Origin of the sequence: Streptomyces sp. P1-3 (genome assembly GCF_050613155.1) — a bacterium.
In the GTDB taxonomy this organism is placed as follows: Bacteria; Actinomycetota; Actinomycetes; order Streptomycetales; family Streptomycetaceae; genus Streptomyces.
The window spans coordinates 1511042-1534011 of the sequence record NZ_CP192512.1; the positions used below are offsets into that span (position 1 = coordinate 1511042).

General features: G+C 71.9%; 20 protein-coding genes. 10 read left to right on the forward strand and 10 right to left on the reverse strand.

All coding sequences use genetic code 11. From position 1 onward, the window contains the following. Window positions 1–181: 181 nt before the first annotated feature. The 6 genes from ACQUSR_RS06465 to ACQUSR_RS06490 all read right to left on the reverse strand — a co-directional run bounded on the left by ACQUSR_RS06465 (window position 182) and on the right by ACQUSR_RS06490 (window position 4324). On the reverse strand, window positions 182–1561 hold the full coding sequence (locus tag ACQUSR_RS06465) for an 8-oxoguanine deaminase (RefSeq protein WP_431041579.1): 1380 nt from the start codon (window positions 1559–1561) through the stop codon (window positions 182–184). A gap of 161 nt (window positions 1562–1722) precedes the next feature. Then, on the reverse strand, window positions 1723–2646 hold the full coding sequence (gene pucL, locus ACQUSR_RS06470) for a factor-independent urate hydroxylase (protein WP_431041580.1): 924 nt from the start codon (window positions 2644–2646) through the stop codon (window positions 1723–1725). A gap of 5 nt (window positions 2647–2651) precedes the next feature. Next, complete coding sequence (uraH, locus tag ACQUSR_RS06475; RefSeq protein ID WP_431041581.1) at window positions 2652–3059, reverse strand: hydroxyisourate hydrolase; 408 nt, start codon at window positions 3057–3059, stop codon at window positions 2652–2654. Further along, a complete protein-coding gene (gene uraD / locus ACQUSR_RS06480) occupies window positions 3056–3559 on the reverse strand; it encodes a 2-oxo-4-hydroxy-4-carboxy-5-ureidoimidazoline decarboxylase (RefSeq protein WP_431041582.1) in 504 nt (167 codons plus the stop codon). The genes uraH and uraD overlap by 4 nt, the downstream gene beginning before the upstream one ends. A 115-nt stretch (window positions 3560–3674) precedes the next feature. After that, window positions 3675–4076: a helix-turn-helix domain-containing protein gene (locus ACQUSR_RS06485; protein ID WP_431041583.1), complete on the reverse strand. Its 402-nt coding sequence runs from the start codon at window positions 4074–4076 to the stop codon at window positions 3675–3677. Continuing rightward, entirely contained in the window at window positions 4073–4324 is a 252-nt protein-coding gene (locus ACQUSR_RS06490) for a hypothetical protein (RefSeq protein ID WP_304464519.1), read from the reverse strand. Before ACQUSR_RS06490 ends, ACQUSR_RS06485 begins: the two co-directional genes overlap by 4 nt. A gap of 122 nt (window positions 4325–4446) precedes the next feature. Between ACQUSR_RS06490 and ACQUSR_RS06495 the strand changes: the two genes are divergently transcribed. The 8 genes from ACQUSR_RS06495 to ACQUSR_RS06530 all read left to right on the forward strand — a co-directional run bounded on the left by ACQUSR_RS06495 (window position 4447) and on the right by ACQUSR_RS06530 (window position 14612). Then, window positions 4447–5268, forward strand: coding sequence for a TIM barrel protein (locus ACQUSR_RS06495; protein WP_431041584.1), 822 nt, complete (start codon window positions 4447–4449; stop codon window positions 5266–5268). Window positions 5269–5322: 54 nt separating this feature from the next. Further along, a complete protein-coding gene (locus tag ACQUSR_RS06500; RefSeq protein WP_431041585.1) occupies window positions 5323–6219 on the forward strand; it encodes a 2-hydroxy-3-oxopropionate reductase in 897 nt (298 codons plus the stop codon). A gap of 3 nt (window positions 6220–6222) precedes the next feature. Next, a complete protein-coding gene (gene gcl, locus ACQUSR_RS06505; protein ID WP_431041586.1) occupies window positions 6223–7944 on the forward strand; it encodes a glyoxylate carboligase in 1722 nt (573 codons plus the stop codon). Window positions 7945–8142: 198 nt separating this feature from the next. Next, complete coding sequence (locus tag ACQUSR_RS06510) at window positions 8143–9600, forward strand: catalase (protein ID WP_431041587.1); 1458 nt, start codon at window positions 8143–8145, stop codon at window positions 9598–9600. Window positions 9601–9855: 255 nt separating this feature from the next. Beyond that, on the forward strand, window positions 9856–10593 hold the full coding sequence (locus ACQUSR_RS06515; protein WP_431041588.1) for a hypothetical protein: 738 nt from the start codon (window positions 9856–9858) through the stop codon (window positions 10591–10593). 123 nt (window positions 10594–10716) lie between these two features. Then, a complete protein-coding gene (locus tag ACQUSR_RS06520) occupies window positions 10717–11655 on the forward strand; it encodes an alpha/beta fold hydrolase (protein WP_431041589.1) in 939 nt (312 codons plus the stop codon). Window positions 11656–11732: 77 nt separating this feature from the next. Next, a complete protein-coding gene (locus ACQUSR_RS06525; protein WP_431041590.1) occupies window positions 11733–12449 on the forward strand; it encodes a neutral zinc metallopeptidase in 717 nt (238 codons plus the stop codon). Window positions 12450–12578: 129 nt separating this feature from the next. Beyond that, window positions 12579–14612, forward strand: coding sequence for a serine/threonine-protein kinase (locus ACQUSR_RS06530; RefSeq protein ID WP_431041591.1), 2034 nt, complete (start codon window positions 12579–12581; stop codon window positions 14610–14612). Between the two features lie 50 nt (window positions 14613–14662). Here ACQUSR_RS06530 and ACQUSR_RS06535 read toward each other — a convergent pair whose 3' ends face one another. Both ACQUSR_RS06535 and ACQUSR_RS06540 read right to left on the reverse strand, forming a co-directional pair. Further along, window positions 14663–16348, reverse strand: coding sequence for an AMP-binding protein (locus ACQUSR_RS06535; protein ID WP_431041592.1), 1686 nt, complete (start codon window positions 16346–16348; stop codon window positions 14663–14665). Further along, entirely contained in the window at window positions 16345–18015 is a 1671-nt protein-coding gene (locus ACQUSR_RS06540) for an AMP-binding protein (protein ID WP_431041593.1), read from the reverse strand. Before ACQUSR_RS06540 ends, ACQUSR_RS06535 begins: the two co-directional genes overlap by 4 nt. 98 nt (window positions 18016–18113) lie before the next feature. Between ACQUSR_RS06540 and ACQUSR_RS06545 the strand changes: the two genes are divergently transcribed. After that, window positions 18114–19037: a response regulator transcription factor gene (locus ACQUSR_RS06545; protein WP_431041594.1), complete on the forward strand. Its 924-nt coding sequence runs from the start codon at window positions 18114–18116 to the stop codon at window positions 19035–19037. A 539-nt stretch (window positions 19038–19576) separates the two neighbouring features. Here ACQUSR_RS06545 and ACQUSR_RS06550 read toward each other — a convergent pair. Continuing rightward, a complete protein-coding gene (locus tag ACQUSR_RS06550) occupies window positions 19577–20683 on the reverse strand; it encodes a winged helix DNA-binding domain-containing protein (RefSeq protein ID WP_431041595.1) in 1107 nt (368 codons plus the stop codon). Between the two features lie 216 nt (window positions 20684–20899). Here ACQUSR_RS06550 and ACQUSR_RS06555 point away from each other — a divergent pair, with 216 nt between their 5' ends. After that, the gene (locus tag ACQUSR_RS06555) at window positions 20900–22030 is read left to right on the forward strand and encodes a magnesium and cobalt transport protein CorA (protein ID WP_431047418.1); all 1131 of its coding nucleotides are present in this window, start codon (window positions 20900–20902) and stop codon (window positions 22028–22030) included. On the opposite strand, the gene ACQUSR_RS06560 is transcribed toward ACQUSR_RS06555, so the two are convergent. Beyond that, complete coding sequence (locus ACQUSR_RS06560; RefSeq protein WP_431041596.1) at window positions 21997–22929, reverse strand: LysR family transcriptional regulator; 933 nt, start codon at window positions 22927–22929, stop codon at window positions 21997–21999. The genes ACQUSR_RS06555 and ACQUSR_RS06560 overlap by 34 nt on opposite strands. Window positions 22930–22970 lie beyond the last annotated feature (41 nt).

The following is a 22970-nucleotide window of genomic DNA, read 5'->3' on the forward strand; positions in this document are numbered from 1 at the left end:
GAAGGGAGCCCGGTGGGGCTCCCTCCGGAAGACCTTCGACCGTGCCCGGGGACGTGGGTTACGGGCCCCCGCCCCCGGGCGCGGCGCTCGTGGACGAAGGGGTCCACGAGCCCGGCCGGGAGCCGTCCCTCCCGGCCGAGTTCCTGTGGTGTTGTGGTGCGGTCGCGCCGTGGCGCGGGGGTCAGCCCGCGGCGGCGACGATGCGGGCGAGGCGCCGGGCCTCGTCCCGCGTGCTGCGGGCGATGGCGTCCTCGTCGACGGTGGTGAGGCGGCCCGCCTCGACGACGGGCCTGCCGTTGACGAGGGAGAGCGTCACCGGGGCGGCGGCGCCGAAGACCAGTGCCGCGACCGGGTCGGCGATCGACGCGTGGCCGATGCCGTCCAGCTTCCACAGCACCAGGTCGGCGAGCTTGCCGGCCTCCAGCGAGCCGATCTGGTCGGCGCGGCCGAGCACCTGGGCGCCGCCGTGGGTGCCCAGGCGCAGCGCCTGGCGGGCGTTGAGGGCGCGCTCGCGGTGGCCGCCGAGGCGGTTGATGAGCAGCGCGTTGCGTAGCTCGGTGTGGAGCTCGCCGGACTCGTTGGAGGCGGTGCCGTCCACGCCCAGGCCGACCGGTACGCCCGCGGCGAGCATGTCGGGGACGCGGGCGATGCCGGCCGCCAGCCTGGCGTTGGAGGAGGGGCAGTGGGCGACGCCGGTCTTCGTGCGGGCGAAGGACGCGATGTCGGAGTCGGTCATGTGGACGCAGTGCGCCATCCACACGTCCTCGCCGAGCCAGCCGGTGGACTCGAAGTAGTCCGTGGGGCCCATGCCGAACAGCTCGTGGCAGAACTTCTCCTCCTCCACGGTCTCCGAACCGTGGGTGTGGAGGCGTACGCCCTTGCGGCGGGCCAGTTCGGCGCCCTGGCGCATCAGTTCGGTGGAGACGGAGAACGGCGAGCACGGTGCCACCGCGATCTGCGTCATGGCGTCGAACGAGGCGTCGTGGTGGCGGTCGATGGTCTCCTCGGTGGCGGCCAGCGCTCCGTCGAGGGTCTCGACGGCGAAGTCCGGCGGCAGTCCGCCGTCGGACTCGCCGCGGTCCATGGAGCCGCGGGCCAGGGTGAACCGGACCCCCATGTCGGCGGCGGCCCGGACGATGGTGCCGGACAGGTCGCCGGCCCCGCGCGGGAAGACGTAGTGGTGGTCCATGGCGGTGGTGACTCCGCCCCGGGCCATCATGGCCAGCGAGCCCTGGGCGGCCGCGTGCACCATCTGCTCGTCGATGCGGGCCCACGTCGGGTAGAGCGTGACGAGCCAGTTGAAGAGGTTGCAGTCCTGGGCGAGGCCCCGGGTGATCCACTGGTAGAAGTGGTGGTGGGTGTTGACCAGGCCGGGGGTGGCCAGGTGACCGGTGCCGTCGATCCGGCGGACCACGCCGTCGAGATGGGCGGGGGCCGCGCCCGCCCCCACTGATTCGATGCGGTTGTCGGCGATCACGACATGGCCGGAGGCGTACTCGGTGTCGTGCGCGTCCACGGTCGCGATGGCGCAGTTCTCGATGACGATGCGCGAAACTGCCATGGCAGGTTCCCTCGTTCTTCCCTGTGGAATGCACGGGCCCGGGGTTCGAGCGGGGTGACGACCGGGCCCGCGGTACTGCTCAGTGTGCGCAGATGCCCCCGCTCTCCCCTGGGATCGACGCCGGCGCGCGCGTCGGGGGACAGCCCTGCGGGACGGCTGCCCTACAGGTTGGTCAGGTCGACCGGGATCTGCGGCTCGACGCCGTCCCGCAGGATGGTGGCCTCGATCAGGCCGTACGGGCGGTCGGCGGCGAAGTAGACCTCATTGTCGTTCTTCAGGCCGAAGGGCTCCAGGTCCACCAGGAAGTGGTGCTTGTTCGGCAGCGAGAAGCGGATCTCGTCGATCTCGCTGCGGCTGTTGATGACCCGTGCGCCCATTTGGTACAGGGTCTGCTGGAGCGAGAGGGAGTAGCTCTCCGCGAAGGCCTGGAGCATGTGCTTCTTGGCCTGGGCGTAGGACTTTTCCCAGTTCGGCATGCGCTCCTCGTCGCTGGACCAGCTGTAGCGCCACTGGGACGACACCTGGGTGGCGAGGATGCGGTCGTACGCCTCCTGGAGCGTCGTGTACTTGTCCTTGATGTACCCCCAGAACTCCGAGTTGGTGGAGTTCATCACCGTCAGGTCCTTCAGACCGGAGATGACCTGCCACGTCTCACCGTCGAAGGTGATCTGGGTGGTGCGGGTCTCCTGGCCCTTGCGGACGAAGGAGTGCTTGACCTCGTCGGCGCCGATGAAGCGGGAGTTGCCGTCGGAGGTATCGATGCGCTCCCAGGCGTACTCCTCGATCCGGATCCTGGCCCGGTGGATCGGCTCCTGGCTGGTCACGAAGTGCCGGGCCAGGTGGATGCCGAACTGCTCGGCCGACTCGATGCCGTGCTCCTTGGCGAACGCGTACACCGTGTTCTTGGTGGTGTCGGTCGGCAGGACGTTGGCGTTGGAGCCGGAGAGGTGGACCTCGTCCATGTCGCCGGAGAGGGCGACGGAGACGTTGAGGTCCTTGATGTGGTGGGTGCCGCCGTCCCGCGTGATCTTGACGACGCGGTTCTCAGCCTTGCCGTACTGGTTCTGTCCCAGAATCGTGGGCATGTCTGCTAGCTCCCTCGGTAAACGGAGTAGCCGAACGGGTTGAGCAGCAGCGGTACGTGGTAGTGCTCGCCCGGTACGACGGCGAAGGTGATCGCCACCTCGGGGAAGAACGCGCCGCTGTCCCGATTCGCGGGGGCGTCCTGCTGCGCATCGGCTTGCTTGGCTGTGCTGTGTTGTTGTGAAAGGAAGTAGTGCTCGACCTCGAAGTCGAGCCGTACGTGGGTCGTGCCCTCCGGCGGCGCCGGCAGGTCCTTGCAGCGCCCGTCGGAGTCCGTCTTACCGGTGCCGTGGCCCTGCCAGGGCGCCTCGGTGCCGGCACGGACCGACAGGTGGACGATCACGCCCTCGGCGGGGCGGCCGACGCTGGTGTCCAGGATGTGGGTGGACACGGAAGCGGTGGTTTCGGTGCTCATGTGCTCTCTTCTTCCACGAGCCGGGTCAGCCGGATGCGGTTGATCTTCCCCAGTTCGGTGCGGACGATCTCGCGCTCGGTGTCCGCGTCGTTGCCGATCCGCTCCTTGAGGGCGGCGAGCATCTCGTCGCCGGTGCGGCCGGTGGCGCAGATCAGGAAGACGTGGCCGTGCCGGTCCTGGTACGCGAGGTTGAGTTCGAGCAGTTCCTCGCGCACGGACTCCTGCACGCCGCTCTGCTCCCGCGCCGAAGTCGGGTCGCCCGGCTTGGGGCGCCCGATGGGCGGGTGGCCCGCCATCGCCTCGGCGAGGTCGGCGGGGGCGAGGGCCGCCATGGCGGCGTCACTCGCGGCGCAGAGGGCCTCCGCGTCGGCATACGGGCGACCGCCCGCCACCGCCGCGGCCCACGACCGGCTGGCGCACACCTCGCGCAGCAGGTAGGCCGCGTGCGGCTCGTCGCTTGAGTTGAGCCGGGCGAGGCCCGGCGTCGCGCTGGAAGTCACATTGGCAAGCTAGGAGCCGCCGGTACAACCCGTCAACACTTTGTTGAAAACTTCTGGTAACAGACGTTGCCGCGAAGTTACCCGCCGGCCTCGCCGCTACCCGCCGGGCTTGGCGTCACTCCCCGGCCTTCGCCGCGCTCTCCCGGTTCAAATAGTTGTAGACCGTGAAGCGGCTGACGCCGAGCGCGGCGGCCACGGTCTCGACGCCGTGCCGCACCGAGAAGGCGCCCCGCTGCTCCAGGATCCGCACCACCGACTGCTTGGTCTTGCGGTCCAGCTCCGCCAGCGGCATCCCGTGGCGGCGCTGGAGCTCGGCGAGGATGTGGTCCAGCGAGTCGGACAGATGCGGCAGCCGGACGGCCACCAGCTCCCGGCCCTCCCAGGAGAGCACGACATCGTCGCCCTCGGCGCGGTCCGGCGCGACCATCTCGCCGCCCATGGCGTCGACGAGCGGCTTGACCGCGGCCACGAACGGGTGATCGGCGGCGATGGACGGGTGGTCGGCGGAATCGATCACGCCTCGCCCTCCCCTACCACGTTGACCTGCAACGACACCCGGGTGGCGCCGGCGGCCAGGGACTTGCGCAGCAACTCGTCCACGGCACTCAGCACCTGTTCCGCCCGGCCCTCGGCGGTGTTGCCGAACGGCCCCACGTCGACGGCGTCCAGCTGGGCGGACTGCAGGACCTCGCGGGCGGCCACGGCATGCGGCGGCGCCTCGTCGAGGTCGAACGGCTCGGTCGTGAACTCAACCTTCAATCTCACCCGGCCAACCTACTGCGCCCGGCCGCAGATCCGGCAGCCCCACTTGACAGCCCGCCGAGATCCCCTGCACTCTTCCGTCAGATAGAAATTAACTTCCGCGATACGGAAGGAGCGCAGCGCCAGTGGGATTCCAGGACCAGCGCTTCGATGTGAACCTCTCGATCCTCTTCACGGAGCTTCCGCTGCTCGAGCGCCCGGCGGCGGCCGCCGCCGCAGGCTTCGGCGCGGTGGAGCTGTGGTGGCCCTGGGTCGACTCGCCCACGCCTCCGCAGGCCGAACTCGACGCCCTGGGAGCGGCGTTGGACGCCGCCGGGACCCGGCTCGTAGGCCTGAACTTCTACGCCGGGCAGCTCCCGGGCCCCGACCGCGGCGCCCTGTCCGTGCCCGGCGAGGAATCGGACCGCTTCCGCGCGAACATCGACGTGGCGGCCGACTTCGCCCGGTCGGTGGGGTGCACGGCGCTGAACGCGCTGTACGGCAACCGGGTCGCGGGCGTGGACCCGCAGATCCAGGACAGCCTCGCGCTGGAGAACCTGGTCCTGGCGGCCCGCGCCGCCGACCGGGTGGGCGCGACCCTGCTGATCGAGGCGCTGAACGCGCCGGAGTCCCCGCTTTACCCGCTGGTGAGCGCACCCGCCGCCATCGAGGTCGTGGACAAGGTCAACACCGCGACGGGCCTGGGCAACGCCAAGTTCCTGATGGACCTGTACCACCTGTCGATGAACGGCGAGAACCTGCCCGAGGTCATCGACGCCTACGCCGCCAAGACCGGCCACGTGCAGATCGCGGACAACCCCGGCCGCGGCGCCCCCGGCACCGGCGCCCTTCCGCTGGAGCAGCTGCTCGACCAGCTCGGCAAGGCGGGCTACGACGGCTGGGTGGGCCTGGAGTACAAGGCGGGCGACCGCCCGAGCGCCGACTCCTTCGGCTGGCTGCCGGCCTGACCCCCGCGCCGCGCGCCGCCACTTTCGTACCGAAGCTTTGAAAGAGGCACCCTCATGAGCAAACTCCCCCAGATCGCATGGATCGGCCTCGGCATCATGGGCTCCCCCATGTCCGAGAACCTGATCAAGGCGGGTTACTCCGTCACCGGCTACACCCTCGAGCGGGAGAAGCTGGACCGGCTCGCCGCCGCGGGCGGCACCGCCGCCGCCTCCATCGCCGAAGCCGTCAAGGACGCCGACATCATCATCACGATGGTCCCGGCCTCCCCGCAGGTCGAGGCCATCGCCTACGGCGAGGACGGCATCCTGGCCAACGCCAGGCGCGGCGCCCTCCTGATCGACATGTCCTCCATCACCCCGCAGACCTCGGTCGACCTGGCCGCCGCCGCGGCCGAGAAGGGCGTGCGGGTGCTCGACGCCCCGGTCTCCGGCGGCGAGGCGGGCGCGATCGAGGCCGTGCTGTCCATCATGGTCGGCGGCACCCAGGACGACTTCGACGCGGCCAAGCCGATCCTCGACGTACTCGGCAAGACCATCGTGCTGTGCGGCCCGCACGGCTCCGGCCAGACGGTGAAGGCCGCCAACCAGCTGATCGTCGCGGTCAACATCCAGGCGTGCGCCGAGGCCGTGGTCTTCCTGGAGAAGTCCGGCGTGGACCTGGCCGCCGCCCTCGACGTCCTGGGCGGCGGGCTGGCCGGCTCCACCGTCCTGGCCCGCAAGACGGGCAACTTCCTGAACCGGGACTTCAAGCCCGGCTTCCGGATCGACCTGCACCACAAGGACATGGGCATCGTCACCGACGCCGCCCGCAACGTCGGCGCCGCCCTCCCGGTGGGCGCCGTGGTCGCCAACCTGGTCGCCTCGCTGCGCGCCCAGGGCGACGGCGGCCTGGACCACTCCGCGCTGCTGCGCGGCGTCGAGCGGCTCTCGGGCCAGAAGGTCGAGGGCTGAGACATGGCTCCGCGCAAGATGCCCGCCATGGAGGCGGTCGTCCACGTCCTGAAGTCCGAGGGTGTCGACATCGCGTACGGCTGCCCCGGCGCCGCGATCCTGCCGCTGTACAAGGCGATGGAGACGGTCGGCGGGATCGACCACCTGACGGTCCGCCACGAAGAGGGCGCCACCCACATGGCGGACGGCTGGGCCCGTACGACCGGCAAGGTCGGCGTGGCCATCGGCACCTCGGGGCCGGCCGGCACCAACATGATCACCGGTCTGTACACCACCATCGCGGACTCGATCCCGATCATCTGCATCACCGGCCAGGCGGCCTCCACCAAGCTGCACCAGGAGGCGTTCCAGGCGGTCGACATCGTCGACATCGCCAAGCCGGTCACCAAGTGGGCGGTGCAGATCAAGGAGGCCGCACAGGCCCCCTGGATCTTCCGCGAGGCGTTCCGGATCGCGCGCTCCGGCCGTCCGGGCCCGGTCCTGATCGACATCCCGGTCGACGTCGCCCAGCGCGAGATCTGGTACGACCCGGAGATCGACGCCCCGCTGGCCATCGAGGCGGTCAAGCCGCACCTGCCGCGCGTCGAGGCCGCCCTCGACCTGCTGCTGGCGGCCGAGAAGCCGCTGATCCTGGCGGGCGGCGGCGTGATCATCGCCGAGGCCGCCGACGAGGTGCGCGAGCTGGCGGAGCTGCTGCGCATACCTGTCCAGGTGACCTTGATGGGCAAGGGCGCCATCGACGAGGACCACGCGCTGTACTCCGGCATGACCGGTGTGCAGACCTCGCAGCGGTACGGAAACCAGTCGTTCCTGGAGTCCGACACCGTGCTGGCCGTCGGCGCCCGCTTCGGCGACCGCCACACCGGGCAGCTGGACACCTACCGGGGGACGCGGAAGTTCATCCACGTCGACATCGAGGCCACCCAGATCGGCAAGGTCTTCGAACCGGACCTGGGCATCGTCTCCGACGCCAGGCTGTTCCTGCGCGCGCTGATCGACGCCGCCAAGGCACGCGAACTCGCGCGGGAGGACGGCGCGTGGGTGGCCCGGGTCCAGGAGCTGCGGCAGACCCTGACCCGGCGCGAGGACTTCGACGACATCCCGATCAAGGCCCCGCGCGCCTACAAGGAGATCAACGAGGTCTTCGACGAGGACACCTACTTCGTCACCGCGATCGGCCTGTACCAGATCTGGGGCGGCCAGCACCAGAAGGCGTACAAGCCGCGCCACTACCAGATCTGCGGCCAGGCGGGCCCGCTCGGCTGGGAGATCCCGGCGGCGATCGGCGTGAAGAAGGCCCTGGAGAACGCGGGCAAGGACAACGAGGTCGTCGGCATCGTCGGCGACTACGGCTTCCAGTACATGGTCGAGGAGCTCGCGGTCGCGGCCCAGTACAACGTCCCGTACGTCATCGTCATGCTGAACAACGAGTACCTGGGCCTGATCCGCCAGGCGTCGATCCCGTTCGACATGAACTACCAGGTCGACATCCACTACGACCAGTACGGCTCCGACAACGTCAAGATCATGGAGGCGTACGGCTGCTCCGGCACCCGGGTCTACGACCCCAAGGACATCCGGACCAGCCTGGAGTGGGCCCGCAAGGAGGCGCAGACCACGCGGCGCCCGGTGCTCGTGGAGATCATGATCGAGCGGGAGGCCAACACTCCGCACGGCCCGGCCATCGACGCCGTCAAGGAGTTCGAGCCGCTCCCCGGGGCCTGACGGCCTCCTGAGGGCCTGGCCGCCTCCTTCAACAGCCAGGCCCTCCCCCGAGTTCCGCCCGGCGGCGCTGACCTGTCCCGTCGCGCCCAAAGTGCCGCCGGGCGGCACCCTCCACCATTGACATTTTGTTGAAGCAATCCCTAGTGTCCGCGATACGGAAACGCGCTACCGCTGGGCAGTAGTCACGGAAGGTCCGCCATGCCAAAGCACACGCTGACAACTGAGTCGGGCGCCCCCGTCGCCGACAATCAGAACTCCGCCACCGCCGGCCCCGGCGGCCCGCTCCTCCTCCAGGACCAGCACCTCCTGGAGAAGCTCGCCCGCTTCAACCGCGAGCGCATACCGGAGCGCGTCGTGCACGCCCGCGGCTCCGGCGCGTACGGCCACTTCGAGGTGACCGACGACGTCACCGACATCACCCGCGCCGCCTTCCTCGACACCGTCGGCAAGCGGACCGAGGTGTTCCTGCGCTTCTCCACCGTCGCGGACAACCTCGGCGGCGCCGACGCCGTACGCGACCCGCGCGGCTTCGCGGTCAAGTTCTACACCGAAGAGGGCAACTACGACCTCGTCGGCAACAACACCCCGGTCTTCTTCATCAAGGACCCGATCAAGTTCCCGGACTTCATCCACTCCCAGAAGCGCGACCCGTTCACGGGCGTGCAGGAGCCGGACAACGTCTGGGACTTCTGGGCCCACGCCCCCGAGGCCACCCACCAGATCACCTGGCTCTTCGGCGACCGCGGCATCCCGGCCTCGTACCGCCACATGAACGGCTACGGCTCGCACACCTACCAGTGGACCAACGCCGAGGGCGAGGCCTTCTTCGTCAAGTACCACTTCAAGACCAACCAGGGCATCCGCTGCCTGTCCGCCGAGCAGGCCGCCGAGACGGTCGGCAAGGACGCCAACAGCCACCAGCGCGACCTCGTCCAGTCCATCGAACGCGGCGTGTACCCGTCGTGGACGGTGCACGTGCAGGTGATGCCCGCGGCCGAGGCGGCGGACTACCGCTTCAACCCGTTCGACCTCACCAAGGTGTGGCCGCACACGGACTACCCGCTGCGCCGGGTGGGCCGCCTGGTCCTGGACCGCAACCCGGACAACGTCTTCGCCGAGGTGGAGCAGTCCGCGTTCTCGCCCAACAACTTCGTGCCCGGCATCGGCCCCTCCCCCGACAAGATGCTCCAGGGCCGCCTCTTCGCCTACGCCGACGCGCACCGCTACCGCCTGGGCGTCAACCACACCCAGCTGCCGGTCAACGCGCCGAAGGCGACCACCGCGCACAACTACGGCCGCGACGGGTTCATGGCCGCAGGCGGCCAGGGCCGCCACGCCAAGAACTACGAGCCCAACTCCTACGACGGCCCTGCCCAGACGGACCGGCCGCTGTCCGCCCCGCTCGCCGTCACCGGCTGGACCGGCACCCACGCCGCGCCCGCCCACGCCAAGGACGACGACTTCTTCCAGGCGGGCGAGCTGTACCGGCTGATGTCCGAGGAGGAGAAGCGGCGCCTGGTCGCCAACATCGCGGGCGGCCTCTCCCAGGTCACCCGGGACGACGTGATCGAGAAGAACCTCGCCCACTTCCACGCCGCCGACGCCGACTACGGCAAGCGCGTGGAGGCCATGGTCCGCGAACTCCGCGAGGACTGACCCCGCGACAAGGCCCGACACCACAAGCCGGGGACCGGCTCCCTCACCGGTCCCCTCAAGATCCGTCCGGCGGCGCGAACGTCCTGTCGCACGCAGCCTCGCGCCGTCGGACGGCAACCACATGGCCGCCCCGCGCCATCTCACGCAGGGCCACCCTGCCGCCACGGATTGGGACAATCCCCCTTCCGTGGCGTCGTGCTTCCGGGAGCATGGGAACCGCCTTCCCCGTCCACGGACCCGTCGCTGGAGCCGCAGATGACAGACAGTGTGCCGGTGCGCTGCCCCCGGTGCCGCCGCGAGCAGTCGTTCACCCCGCCCGCCTTCCCGTGCGCGTGCGGCGCACCGCTCGCCCTCCCCGTACTGCGCGACGGCGCACCGGAGGCGGTGGACCACCGCACCTGGGACGACAGCTGGGTCGCCGTCCGCTGCCCCGGCTGCGGCCGCCGCGACGACTGGCCCCAGCCCGAACTGGACTGCCCCTGCGGCACGGTCATCCGGGTCCCGGTGGCTCCCGCGCCCGAACCCGAGCCCGGCGACGACACCGAGGCGGGCGGCGGCACCGGGTTCCCCGCGGCGGGTCCGGCGGCCGGCACCGGCGTGCTGCGGCCCGCCTTCCGCCCGGTGACGATCCGTACGGCGCGGGACGCGGTCACGGCCGCCGCGCTCTATCTGCGCTGGCTGGGCTTCGCCGGTGCGCGCCGGACCGCGGACCACGCGGCCACCGGCGTCGATCTGCGCGGTCCGGGGCTCGTCGCCCGGGTCGACCCGACGACCCGCCCCACCGCGCTCCGCGCGATCGAGTGCCTGTGGCTGAACGGGCTCAACGACTCCGCCGTCGCGGTGTTCTTCTCACTGGCGGGCTACGCCAGGGACGCCCGCGGCCGAGCCGACCAGTTGCTGATGCCGCTGTTCGTCATGGACCTCACCGGGACGCCGCAGCCGGTCAACGACCAGGCGGACGAGCTGATCCGCAACGGCCCGCAGGAGTTCTGAGCCTTGTTCATCATCTCCCGCGCGGGCCCCTTCTGTCCTCCCCTTCGCGGATGATCTTCGCGTCCCCGGGCCGCCCTAGGGTGGGATCCGTCCCCTCCCCCTCCCTTCCTGGAGCGATTCGGCATGTCCTCTTCCGATCTCACCGTCCGCGACCTCACCGTGCGGCACGGCGGCGTGGACCTCGCGGTGCGGGACCATGGCGGCACCGGCACCCCGGTCCTGCTGCTGCACGGCGCCTCCCGCACCCTCGCCGACTGGTCACGGGTAGCGGCCGAGCTGACGGGGCACCACCGCGTGGTCTCCATGGATCTGCGCGCCCACGGCCACTCCGGGTCGGGCCCGTGGACGTTCCCCGCGGTGCTCGGCGACATCGAGGCCGTACTGGCCGCCTGCGGCATCCCCGACGCGGCACTGGCCGGCCACTCCCTCGGCGGCATGACCGCGGCGCTGTACGCCGACTCCCACCCGTGCACCCCGGCCGTGGTCAACCTCGACGGCCACAATCAGGGCGTACCCGAGCAGTACGCGGGCCTGGACCGGGAGACGGCGCTGCGGGGCATGGCCCGGGTCCGTGAAGCCGTGGCGGCGCGCGCGGGCCAGGCGGTCCCGCCCGAGGTCTTCGACGCCGTACGCGCACAGCAGGCGGCCATGGCCGAGAGCCTGGGCATCGGCCCCGAGATCTTCGAGGAGGCCGCGGCGCGCGGGTTCGCCGAGACGGCGGACGGCCACCGGCTGCTGCGGCCCGAGCGCGGTCCCGCGCTGCAGATGCTGGACGCCATGCACGCGCTGGACCTGTTCCCCCTGTACCGTCGCTTGCGCTGCCGGCTGCTGGTCGTGCGCGCCGGGCGGCTCGCCGCCCAGGGCGGCGAGCTGGCGTGGTTCGACGAGCTGATGGCGGCCCTCTCCCAGGGCCTCGACCGTGAGCTGGCCGAGCTGGCCGCCGGCCACGGCCACATCGCGCTGCGGACCCTCGACGCGACGCACGCGATGCTCCTGGAGCGCCCGCGCGAGGTGGCTCTGCTCATCCGCGAGCATGTCGGCGCCCAGACCTTGCGATCATGACAGGCTGCGGGTTCTGTGGGAGCGGTGCCGCTTCCGTGGGACCAGTGCCGCCCACCCGCGCCCGGTCGGAGGCCGCCATGGCTGCTCGCTGGTACGTGACGACGCCGACCGTGCTCGTCGCCGTCCTCGCGCTGCTGACCGGCTGCGGCAGCGGCGGCGGTGACGGCGGACCGCGTTCCCCCGGCGGCACCACGTCCGCCGTCTCGCCCCCGCCGGGCGGCGGTGACGACACGGTCGAGGAGGACATCGAGGCGGCGGTACGGGCGACCGACGGCTACTGGTCGGAGCACTGGACCGAGCTGTTCACCGGCGAGTACCGCTCGCCCCGGGTGTCGGGTGCGTACGACGGCGCCGCCTCCGACGTTCCCCTGTGCGGCGAAGAGCGGCTGCCCGACAACAACGCCGTCTACTGCCCCGCCGGGGACTACGTCGCCTGGGACATGGACCTGATGCGGCAGGGGCATCGGATGGGCGACGCGTGGGTCTATCTGGTGATCTCCCACGAGTGGGGGCACGCCATCCAGAGCCGGCTGCACGAGGAACTGGTCAGCTTGGCGGGCGAGTTGCAGGCGGACTGCCTGGCCGGGGCGGCGCTCTTCGGGGCCGCGCGGGACGGCACCCTCCGCATCGAGGAGGGCGACACGCGGGAGCTCGCGCAGGCGCTGGCCGCGCTGGCCGACGAGACGCCGTGGACCGACACCGCGGACCACGGTGACGCCTCCGAGCGGATCGCGTCGTTCAGCCAGGGCGCGGAGTCGGGCGTACGGGCCTGCCTTCCGGACGCGGTCCGCTGACCGCCGCGGGGCATGCCCGCCCCGGCGGAAACGGTGACCGTCCGGGACGGCCGCTTCCTCAACTTCCTTTGTCGTGGCACTGTTTGACCAGTGTCACGGCAGCGGGACCACGGGGGAGGGTGACACGGCATGGCCGGCATGGGAGTGAGGCCGCTCAGCGGTGACGATCCGCAGGGTCTGGGGGCCTATCGGTTGCTGGGGCGGCTCGGCTCGGGGGGCATGGGGCGGATCTATCTGGCCCGGTCCACGGTGGACGGTTCGCTCGTCGCGGTCAAGACGCTGCTCGCCGAGGGCGTCGTCAGCGACACCGATCGGCGGCGGTTCGCCCGCGAGGTGGCGCTGGCCCGGCGGGTCGACAGCGCGTACACGGCCCGGGTGCGGGACGCCGACCCGGAGGCCGAGCGGCCGTGGATGGCCATCGAGTACATACCGGCGCCCGCGTTGTCCGAACTCGTGCGGAGTGCGGGACGGCTGCCCGGTTCCGCGGTGCGCTGGATCGCGGCGGGCACCGCGCAGGCCCTGGTGGCCCTGCACGGGGAGGGCATCGTCCACCGGGACGTCAAGCCGCAGAATATCCTGCTGCCCCTGGCCGGGCCCCGCCTCATCGACTTCGGCATCTCGCACGCCTTCGACATCACGCGCACGTCGCTGACGTTGGGCACCATCGCCTTCACCTCGCCGGAGCAGGCGCGCGCGGAGCGGTCCACCACGGCGTCCGACGTGTACTCGCTCGGCGCGACGCTCTTCCATCTCGCCGTCGGCCGCCCGCCCTACCCCGAGACGGACGACACGATCCGGCTGCTGACGCTCGTGCAGCGCGGCGAACTCGACCTGACGGGGCTGCCCAAGGAACTGACCCCGCTGGTCCGCCCGTGCCTGGCCGCCGATCCGGGCGAGCGGCCCGAACCCGCCGACGTGCTGCGGGGGTTCCTGGAGGAGCTTCAGAGCACGGGCACCTCGCAGCGCGGCGAGCGCTGGCTGCCGCCGCGGTGGACGGCACTGATCGGGGAGTACGAGGCTCAGGGGCGGGCGCTGAGCGAGGACGGCGGCGCGGAGGCTCCCACGATCGACGAGCGGACGCGGCAGGTACCGCCGCCGGGACCCACGCGCGTCTCCACCGAGGAGCGGGCCGCGCGCCGGGAGCGGGCGGAGCGGGAGCGCGCCGAACGGGCCCGGGCCGAAGCCGACCTGGCCCGCGCCGCACGGGAGCGCGAGGCCCGGCAGCGCGCGGAGGAGGAGGCTCGCAGGCAAGCGCGGGCCAGGGCGCGGGCGAGCGCGCACCAGGCGGGTGCCTCGGCGCGTACCGGCGCGCCCTCCTCGTCCCGACCGCCTTCCGCCCCGCGGACCACCAACTCCGCGGCCGCCGGACTCTCCTGGATCGCGGTCGTGGTCATCGCGGTCGTGGCCTTCGCCTGGCAGCCCTGGGACCGCGACGACTCGTCCGGCTCGACGAGCGGGGGCACGTCGAGCAGTTCATCGAGCGGCGGCACCGGTTCCCTGCCCACCCGCGACACGTACCCGACCAGCACCTCGGACGGCAGTGCCAGCGGCAGTTCGAGCGGCGGCTCCAGCAGCGGCTCAACCGGCAGCTCTAGCACCGCCGACGAGGAGACCGACTCGCCGACCACGCCACCACCGACCCCCGACCCCACCGAGGAGGCGTTCGAAGACGTCTCGGCCGGTGACTGCCTCCCGGTCTACGACACCGGCTACGGCGGCGACACCACCGTCAAGTGGAGCACCGAGCTGCCCCCGGACCCCGTGTCCTGTGGCAGCGAGCGGGCACAGGTCCGCGTCACCGGCACCACCGGCGGCCTCTGCCCCAGCGGTGTGGGAAAGGCGTCCTGGAACTACCGGGCCGTCAGCACCGGTGAGACCAGGAGGCTCTGCCTGTCCCGCATCTACCACGCGAGTTACTGCCTGCTCGGCCGGCAGTCGGGCGACAGGATCTCGGTGGGGCCGATGACGGCGGTGGACTGCCGGCGGCAGCAGGTCCCGGCCCCGTACAACCAGATCATGCACATCACCGGGGTCTACAGGGCCCCGGCGGGCGCCAGCGCCAGCAACTGCGTCCGCGGGCAGGGCGACCGGACGCGGTACTGGGCCTGGACGGTGGACGACGGCAGCACCCTGCTGTGCACGACGATCTTCCAGGGCGGCTGACCATCACGGGTGCCGCCCGCCCGGCGCGACCCGTCCGGCGCGGCCCGCTCCTAGGCCGATGACGGCGCCGGCTCCGCCGTCAGCCCCAGTTCCCGCGCGCCCTCCTCCCTCAGGTCGACCTTGCGCACCTTGCCGCTCACCGTCATCGGGAACTCCGTCACGATCCGCAGATAGCGCGGCACCTTGTAGTGCGCGAGACGGCCGCGGCAGAAGCGGGCGAGTTCGTCGCGGGTCAGGGGCTGGTCGGGGTCGCGGAGGATGACGCAGGCGAGGACCTCCTCGCCGTACTTCTCGTCCGGGACGCCCACCACCTGCACATCAGCGATCTTGGGGTGGGTGTACAGGAACTCCTCTATCTCGCGTGGATAGACGTTCTCGCCGCCCCTGATGATCATGTCCTTGATCCGGCCGACGATCTGGACGTAGCCGTCCTGGTCCATGACCGCGAGGTCGCCGGTGTGCATCCAGCGGGCGGCGTCGATCGCCTCGGCGGTGCGGTCCGGCTGGTCCCAGTAGCCGAGCATCACCGAGTAGCCGCGGGTGCGCAGTTCGCCGCTGGTGCCGCGCGGCACGGTGACACCGGTGACCGGGTCCACGACCTTGACCTCGATGTGCGGCAGTACGCGGCCGACGGTGCCGGTGCGGCGTTCGAGGTCGTCGTCCCGGCGGGTCTGGGTGGACACCGGCGAGGTCTCGGTCATGCCGTAGCAGATGGACACCTCGGCCATGTGCATCTCGGCGACGACCCGCTTCATCACCTCCACCGGGCACGGCGATCCGGCCATGATCCCGGTGCGCAGCGTGGTGAGGTCGTAGTCGGCGAAGTCCGGCAGGTTGAGCTCGGCGATGAACATGGTGGGGACGCCGTACAGCGAGGTGCAGCGCTCGCGCTCGACGGCGCCGAGGGTGGCCGCGGGGTCGAAGGACGGGGCCGGGATGACGACGCAGGCGCCGTGGCTGGTGGCGGCGAGGTTGCCCATCACCATGCCGAAGCAGTGGTAGAAGGGCACCGGCACGCAGACCCGGTCCAGTTCGGTGTAGCCGAGCGTCTCCCCCACGAAGTAGCCGTTGTTGAGGATGTTGTGGTGGGAGAGGGTGGCGCCTTTGGGGAAGCCGGTGGTGCCCGAGGTGTACTGGATGTTGACCGGGTCGTCGCAGCTCAGGCCGGCTTCGCGGGCTGCGAGCCGGTCCTGGGGTACGTCGCCGCCCGCGGCGACCAGCAGGTCCCAGGTCGGGTCGTCGATGTAGACGACGTCGCGCAGGTCGGGGCAGTCGCCGCGGACCTGTTCCACCATCCGCCGGTAGTCGCTGGTCTTGTGCGCGGTGGACGAGACGAGCAGGCGGATCCCGGCCTGCTTCAGGACGTACGCCAGCTCATGGACACGGTAGGCGGGGTTGATGTTGACCATGACGGCGCCGATCCGGGCCGTCGCGAACTGGATCAGCACCCACTCGGCGCAGTTGACGGCCCATATGCCGACGCGGTCGCCTTTGCCGATGCCCTTGGCCAGCAGCCCGAGCGCCACCGCCTCGACGGCCTGGCCGAACTCCGCGTACGTCCAGCGGCGGCCGCTGGGGATGTCCACCAGCGCGTCGCGGTCGCCGAACCGCTCGATGGCGCGGGCCAGGTTGCCGCCGATGGTGTCGCCGAGCAGTGGCACGTCGCCGGTCCCGCTCGCGTAGGACGGCTCGTGCGACGGGTGCCGCGAGTCCGGCCCGGCGGTGCTGGTCGTCATGCGGTCTCCTCGTGGTATTCGACGCCGTCGCCCCGCGCGGTCCGCTCCCGCAGTTCGATGCGGCGGATCTTGCCGGACACGGTCTTGGGCAGCTCGGCGAACTCCAGCCGGCGGATGCGCTTGTACGGGGCGAGGACGGCCCGGGAGTGGGCGAAGAGCGCCTTGGCGGTCTCCGGGCCCGGCTGCCAGCCCGCGGCCAGGACGACGTACGCCTTGGGGACGGCGAGCCGGAGCGGGTCGGGGGCGGGTACGACGGCGGCCTCGGCGACCGCCTCGTGCTCCAGCAGCGCGCTCTCCAGCTCGAAGGGGGAGATCTTGTAGTCGGACGCCTTGAACACGTCGTCGGCGCGGCCGATGTACGTGATGTAGCCGTCCTCGTCCCGGGCGCCGATGTCGCCGGTGCGGTAGTAGCCGTCCGCCATCGCCTCGGCGGTGCGCTCCCCGTCGCCTTCGTAACCGGTCATCAGTCCGACGGGGCGTGCCGACAGGTCGAGGCTGATCTCGCCCTCGTCGGCGGGCTTGCCCGTGACCGGGTCCAGCAGGGCGACGGCGAAGCCGGGGGTGGGGCGGCCCATGGAGCCGGTCTTGACCGGCTGACCGGGGGTGTTGGCGACCTGGACGGCGGTCTCCGTCTGGCCGAAGCCGTCCCGGATGGTGACTCCCCATGCGCGCCGGACGGTCTCGATGACCTCGGGGTTGAGCGGTTCCCCGGCGGCGAGGGCCTCGCGGGGCGGGGTGCGCAGCAGACTCAGGTCGGCCTGGATGAGCATGCGCCAGACGGTCGGCGGGGCGCAGAAGGTGGTGACGCCCGCCCGGTCCATCTCCGCCATCAGACGGGCCGCGTCGAACCGGGTGTAGTTGTAGACGAAGACGGTGGCTTCGGCGTTCCAGGGTGCGAACAGGTTGGACCAGGCGTGCTTGGCCCAGCCAGGCGAGGAGATGTTGAGATGGACGTCGCCCGGCTTCAGCCCGATCCAGTACATCGTGGCCAGGTGGCCGACGGGGTACGAAGTGTGGGTGTGCTGGACGAGTTTGGGCTGGGCGGTGGTACCGGAGGTGAAGTACAGCATCAGGGGGTCGGTGGCGCGGGTCGGCCCGTCGGGCGCGAAGTCCGCGGCGGCCCCGTAGACGTCGTCGTACGGCAGCCAGCCGGGGACGTCCTCGCCGGCGGCGATGCGGGTGTAGTCGCCCGGCACGTCGGCGAACTTGCCGGTGTCCGCGGACCGTACGATCACGTGCCGGGCCCTGCCACGGTGGATCCGGTCGGCGAGGTCGAGCGGCCCCAGCAGCGGGGTGGCGGGGATGACGACGGCGCGCAGCTTCATCGCGGCGAGCGCGACCTCCCACAGCTCCCGCTGGTTGCCGAGCATGACGACGATGCGGTCCCCGGCCCGTACGCCCTGCTCTCGCAGCCAGGACGCCGCCTGGTCGGAGCGCACGGACATCTCGCCGTACGACACCTGGGTCTCGCGCCCGTCCTCCTCCACGATGTGGAGGGCGGTGCGGGCGTTGCCGTGGGCGATGTGGTCGAACCAGTCCCAGGCCCAGTTGAAGGTCTTTGGGCGCGGCCAGCTGAATCCCTCGTACGCCGCCGTGTAGTCCTCGCGGTGCCGGAGCAGGAAGTCCCGGGCCGCGCGGAAGGCGCCGGTCGGGTTCGTTGCTTCCACATGTCCTCCTCGTTGCCGTTCCGCTGGATAGCATCGTTGCCGGGTGATCTGAGTCCCGCCACCCCCGGACGGGGGTGGCGGCGTGTCGGGAGGTGGCCGTGGCGGAACCGGACGGGGCCGTCGATCTGCGGGCGGCGCTGTCGCGGATGCGGCGGAGCGGCGGGCTGCCCGTCGCGTTCGGCGGACTGTTCGCCGGGGCGCGGCAGTTCCGCATCACCGAACTGAGCGGTACGGCGACGCGCATCCTCCAGGGGTTGGTGATCTCCCCGGGGAACGGGCTGGGCGGCAAGGCCGTCACGATGTCCCGTCCCATGTCCGTGTCCGACTACCGCGCCTCACGGGCCATCAGCCACGAGTACGACGCGGCGGTGGCGACGGAGGGGCTGCGGTCGGTCCTGGCGGTTCCGGTGGTGGTGCGCCGCCGGGTGCGCGGGGTGTTGTACGGCGCGCTGCGGCAGCCGACGGCGCTCGGTGACCGGTCGCTGACGGCGGCGGTGGAGGCCGCGCGGGAGCTGGAGCAGTCGCTCGCGGTGTACGACGAGGCGGAGCGGTTGCTGTCGGTGGCGCGGGGGTCGTTGGAGCGGGGGCCGGTGGAGCGGGGGCCGGGCGACGCGGACCCGGCGGTGTGGGAAGAGGTACGCGCGGCGCACGCGGATCTGCGGGCGCTGGCGCAGCGGGTCTCGGACGCGGTGCTGCGGGACGAGATGCTGGCGGCGTGCGGACGGCTGGCGAGGGCGTCGTCGGGAGCGGCGGCGGGCGGGGATCCGGCGGCGGGCGGGGCGGTGGGGCTCGAGTCGGCGGGGCGGCCGTCGGTGGAGCGGCCGTCGGTGGCACTGTCGCCGCGCGAGGTGGACGTGTTGGCGTGTGTGGCCTCAGGAGCGACGAACGCCGCGGCGGCGGAGCGGCTGGGGCTTCGGCCGGAGACGGTGAAGAGCTATCTGAGGTCCTCGATGCGGAAGCTGGGGGCGCACACCCGGTTGCAGGCGGTGGTCGAGGCTCGGCGCGCGGGGCTGCTGCCGTAGGGCGGGGCGGTGGGGGTGGGTTGCTCGCCGTTGTCGGGTGCCGGCGGCTGGGGCCTCCGGGGCGGGCCCTGGAGCGTCTATTTACGGCGCGTACGCGGTGAGGTCGGCTTCTGGGTGCTTACGCCACAAATACACGTGGCCTCCAGAACCCGCCCCTGCGGCCCCGCCGCCTCCCGCCGCCGAGCCGCGGCCGCCCCCGTCCGTCGCGGGTTGCCCTTGCGGGCTGGTGACCGTCGTGGTCAGCCGCGGCCCCCGCGTCGTGCGCTGATCCTGCCGCCCCGCCGCCTCGTGCGATCGGCCCCGGTCGCCCAAGTCCGTCGCGGGGTGTCCTTGTGGGCCCCGCGCCGTCGCTGATCCTGCGGCCCCGCCGCCTCCCGCCGTCGGGCCGCGGCCGCCCCCGTCCGTCGCGGGTTGCCCTTGCGGGGCTGGTGCTTCCCGTGAGCGGTCGTGCCCAGCTGTGTGGGGGCACCGCCCAGGGTGCGCCGTCGTACCCGGTGTGGCCCGCCCGCGTGCCTTGCCCGCCCCGCCGAGGGCCCGGCTCAGGCCGTCAGGAAGCGCACGTCGTGCGCGGCGGCGTCTGGTGCGGTCATCGCCAGGACGCCCGCCGCCTCCGCCTCCAGTGCCGTCTGCTCCGCCCGGCTCAGCCGGGTGAACGGCTCGACCACCAGCGCGGTGGTTCCCTCTGCCTCCTCCAGCCGCCACACCCCGCGGACGAATCCGTCCACCAGGAACGCGCTGTACGCCTGGTTCCCCTGCCAGATCCGGGGCCGGTGCGCGTCGCTGATCACCCGGCTGCGGTCGGCGTGCGACAGCAGCACGTTGTCGTACTCCGGCAGGAAGCGCGGCGGCGCGGGGGTGTCCGGCGCCGGGCGGGGTGCGTCAGGGAGGTCGAACAGCTCCGCGCCCCGCTCGTCGCGGAACGTCCGCAGCCGTGGCCGCAGCCCTTCCATCACCTCGCGCAGCCGGGTCAGCCCGCACCAGGTCTGCATGTCCTTCGCCGAGGCCGGGCCGAACGCCGCCAGATAGCGCAGCAGGGTGCCGGGCAGGTCCGGCGCGGGGTGGAGCGCCGCGCCCAGCCAGTGCTCCGCCGTCGTGTGCGCGATCGGCCCGCTCCGGCCCCACAGGCCGCGCGGGGTCACCTGGACCAGCGGCAGCAGGGTCCGGGCGGCCATGGCCAGGTCCTGGCGGTCGCGGTCGGGCCAGTGCGCGCGCAGCTGCTCACCGAGTGCCTTGAAGGTCAGCGGCCGCTCCTCGACCAGCTCGCGCGCGAGGGCCGCGAGACGCCTCTGGTCCACCCCGCCGAGCCGCTTGCCGTGGTTGCCCTGGAAGACGCGGTCGTGCACCGGCTGGACCAGGGGCCGCAGCGCGAGGCAGTCGGCGGCGCTCACCAGGTGGATCGTCGAGCGCATCAGCGCGATGCGCACGACCCGCCGGTCGGCGAGCAGCCCGGACAGTTCCTCGGGCCGGAAGTCCGCGAGCCGTGCGGCCAGCGCGTGGTACGGCGGCTTGATGGCCTGCGCCTGGAGGCCGACGAGATGTTCCACCGCGTCGAAGGCCGTCATCCGGGCGCGGCGCAGGAGGAGCTGCCGCTCCAGGGTGGCGCGGTTGAGCTCGCGGCGGGTCAGGACGGTCCCGGTCTCGGTCATGGCCTCCACGCTACGGCCCCTTGCGGACAGCTTTGGTCCGCATCGCCGGGCCGGGTGACCCGGCCTGTCCGCCAGGCCACCGGGTCAAATCGGACGTATATCCTGCTCTGGGCACGTCGGCGTGCGGCGTGAGCGACATGGTGACGACGTACGGCGAGGAGGTGTGAGTCCGTGACAAGTGGTGAGCACCAGAAGCAGAAGAAGCACTACTCCTGGCTGCGTCCGGCAGGCGGTCGGGCGAACGGCGGTGCCGCGCCGCCGCCGGCCGCGGGCCCGCGCGCGCCGGCCGCGCCGCGGTCCGACTCCCTCGGCACTCCCCCGGCGCGCACCGTCGTCGAGGCGGCGGTCTACCGCGACGGGCACCGCGTCGCCACCCCCGGCACGCTCGCGGCCACCTACCGGCGGCTGCGCGAGGAGGCCGACGGCAGCATGGCGTGGATCGGCCTGCACCGCCCCAGCGAGGCGGAACTGGTCTCCCTCGCCGAGGAGTTCGACCTGCACAAGCTGGCCATCGAGGACGCGATGGAGGCGCACCAGCGGCCCAAGCTGGAGCGCTACGGCGACACCCTCTTCGTCGTCCTGCGCGCCGCCCGCTACCTCGACGCGCCCGAAGAGGTCGAGTTCGACGAGCTGCACATCTTCGTCGGCCCGGACTTCGTCATCACCGTGCGGCACGGCACCGCGCCCGACCTGTCGGCGGTCCGCCGCCGGATGGAGGCCGCCCCCGAACTGCTGGCCCTGGGCCCGGAGGCCGTGCTGTACGCGATCCTGGACGCGGTCGTGGACGGCTACGCGCCCGTGGTCGCGGGCGTGCAGAACGACATCGACGAGATCGAGACCGAGGTCTTCCGCGGCGATCCCGAGGTCTCCCGCCGCATCTACGAACTCGCCCGCGAGATGGTGGAGTTCCAGCGCGCGACGCGTCCCCTGGTCGTCATGCTGCACGCACTGATGGCCGGTTTCGACAAGTACGGCACCGACGAGGAGCTCCAGCGCTACCTGCGCGACGTCGCCGACCATGTGACGTCCACCAGTGAGCGGGTGGACGGCTTCCGCTCGGCCCTCGCCGACATCCTCGCGGTCAACGCGACCCTGGTCACCCAGCAGCAGAACGCGGAGATGCGCGCGCTGGCCGAGGCGGGGTTCGAGCAGAACGAGGAGATCAAGAAGATCTCCTCCTGGGCGGCGATCCTCTTCGCCCCGACCCTGGTCGGGACCATCTACGGCATGAACTTCGAGGACATGCCGGAGCTCAGCTGGGCCTTCGGGTACCCGTTCGCCATCGGGCTCATGGCCGTCGTCTGCGTCAGCCTCTACCTGGTCTTCAAGCGGCGCGACTGGCTCTGAGGCGGAGCGCTCGCCCGCAGGCCGTCGAGGACCAGTCCCATCAGCGGGTGGTCCTCGCTGCCGCGGCGTACGGCGGTGAAGACCCGGCGGGTCGGGGGGCGGCCGGTGAGCGGGCGCACCGCGGCGTCGGCGAGGTCGATGGAGTGCAGGGCCGAGCGGGGGACCAGGGCCACGCCCGCGTCGGCCGCGACCAGGGCGCACACGGCGCGGAAGTCGTCGGACAGGCACTCCACGCGCGGCTGGAAGCCGGCGTCCTCACAGGCCCGCAGGACGACGTCGTGCACCGGGTTGCCCGGCCAGGGGGTGATCCACGGGTCGGTGGACAGGTCGGCCAGGGGGACGGCCGGGTTGCGGGCCAGGGGGTGGCCGGGCGGCAGTACGGCGTCGAAGGGCTCGGCGTACAGCGGCTCGCGCAGGATCGCGTCCTCTTCCGCCCCCAGGGTGTCCCGGTGTGCCACCGCCACCGCGACGTCGACCTCGCCGTCGAGGAGCAGCCGCAGGCTGGCGCGGCCCTCGGCGTCCTTGACGCGCACCCGCACCTGGGGGGCCGACGGCCGCATCGCCACCACCGCGGGGGTGACCACCTCGGTGATCGCGGTCGAGAAGGCCGCGACGGTCACCACGCCCGCCAGCCCGGCCGACACGGCGGCCATGTCCGCCTCGGCGCGCTCCAGCTGCGTGGCGATCTGCTGCGCGTGCCGGGCGAGCACCGCGCCGGTGGCCGTGAGCCGCACCGAGCGGCCGCGCCGCTCCAGCAGGGCGTGGCCCACCTCCGTCTCCAGGGCGGCCAGCTGCTGGGAGACGGCGGACGGGGAGAGGTAGAGCGCCTGGGCTGCCGCGGTCACCGTGCCGTGGTCGGCGAGGGCCCGCAGCACCCTGAGTCTGCGTGGGTCGATCACCCGGTGAGTCTCTCATGCTGTGAAGCGGAGCTTCACAAGCA

What these genes read in the sequence shown, in the direction of transcription:
- ACQUSR_RS06525 (WP_431041590.1), top strand. Translation starts at nt 11,733, where the DNA reads ATGGCTGCTCGCTGGTACGTGACGACGCCGACCGTGCTCGTCGCCGTC.
- ACQUSR_RS06500 (WP_431041585.1), top strand. Translation starts at nt 5,323, where the DNA reads ATGAGCAAACTCCCCCAGATCGCATGGATCGGCCTCGGCATCATGGGC.
- ACQUSR_RS06530 (WP_431041591.1), top strand. Translation starts at nt 12,579, where the DNA reads ATGGCCGGCATGGGAGTGAGGCCGCTCAGCGGTGACGATCCGCAGGGT.
- ACQUSR_RS06510 (WP_431041587.1), top strand. Translation starts at nt 8,143, where the DNA reads ATGCCAAAGCACACGCTGACAACTGAGTCGGGCGCCCCCGTCGCCGAC.
- uraH (WP_431041581.1), bottom strand. Translation starts at nt 3,059, where the DNA reads ATGAGCACCGAAACCACCGCTTCCGTGTCCACCCACATCCTGGACACC.
- ACQUSR_RS06465 (WP_431041579.1), bottom strand. Translation starts at nt 1,561, where the DNA reads ATGGCAGTTTCGCGCATCGTCATCGAGAACTGCGCCATCGCGACCGTG.
- ACQUSR_RS06550 (WP_431041595.1), bottom strand. Translation starts at nt 20,683, where the DNA reads ATGACCGAGACCGGGACCGTCCTGACCCGCCGCGAGCTCAACCGCGCC.
- ACQUSR_RS06520 (WP_431041589.1), top strand. Translation starts at nt 10,717, where the DNA reads ATGTCCTCTTCCGATCTCACCGTCCGCGACCTCACCGTGCGGCACGGC.
- pucL (WP_431041580.1), bottom strand. Translation starts at nt 2,646, where the DNA reads ATGCCCACGATTCTGGGACAGAACCAGTACGGCAAGGCTGAGAACCGC.
- gcl (WP_431041586.1), top strand. Translation starts at nt 6,223, where the DNA reads ATGGCTCCGCGCAAGATGCCCGCCATGGAGGCGGTCGTCCACGTCCTG.
- ACQUSR_RS06535 (WP_431041592.1), bottom strand. Translation starts at nt 16,348, where the DNA reads ATGACGACCAGCACCGCCGGGCCGGACTCGCGGCACCCGTCGCACGAG.
- ACQUSR_RS06515 (WP_431041588.1), top strand. Translation starts at nt 9,856, where the DNA reads ATGACAGACAGTGTGCCGGTGCGCTGCCCCCGGTGCCGCCGCGAGCAG.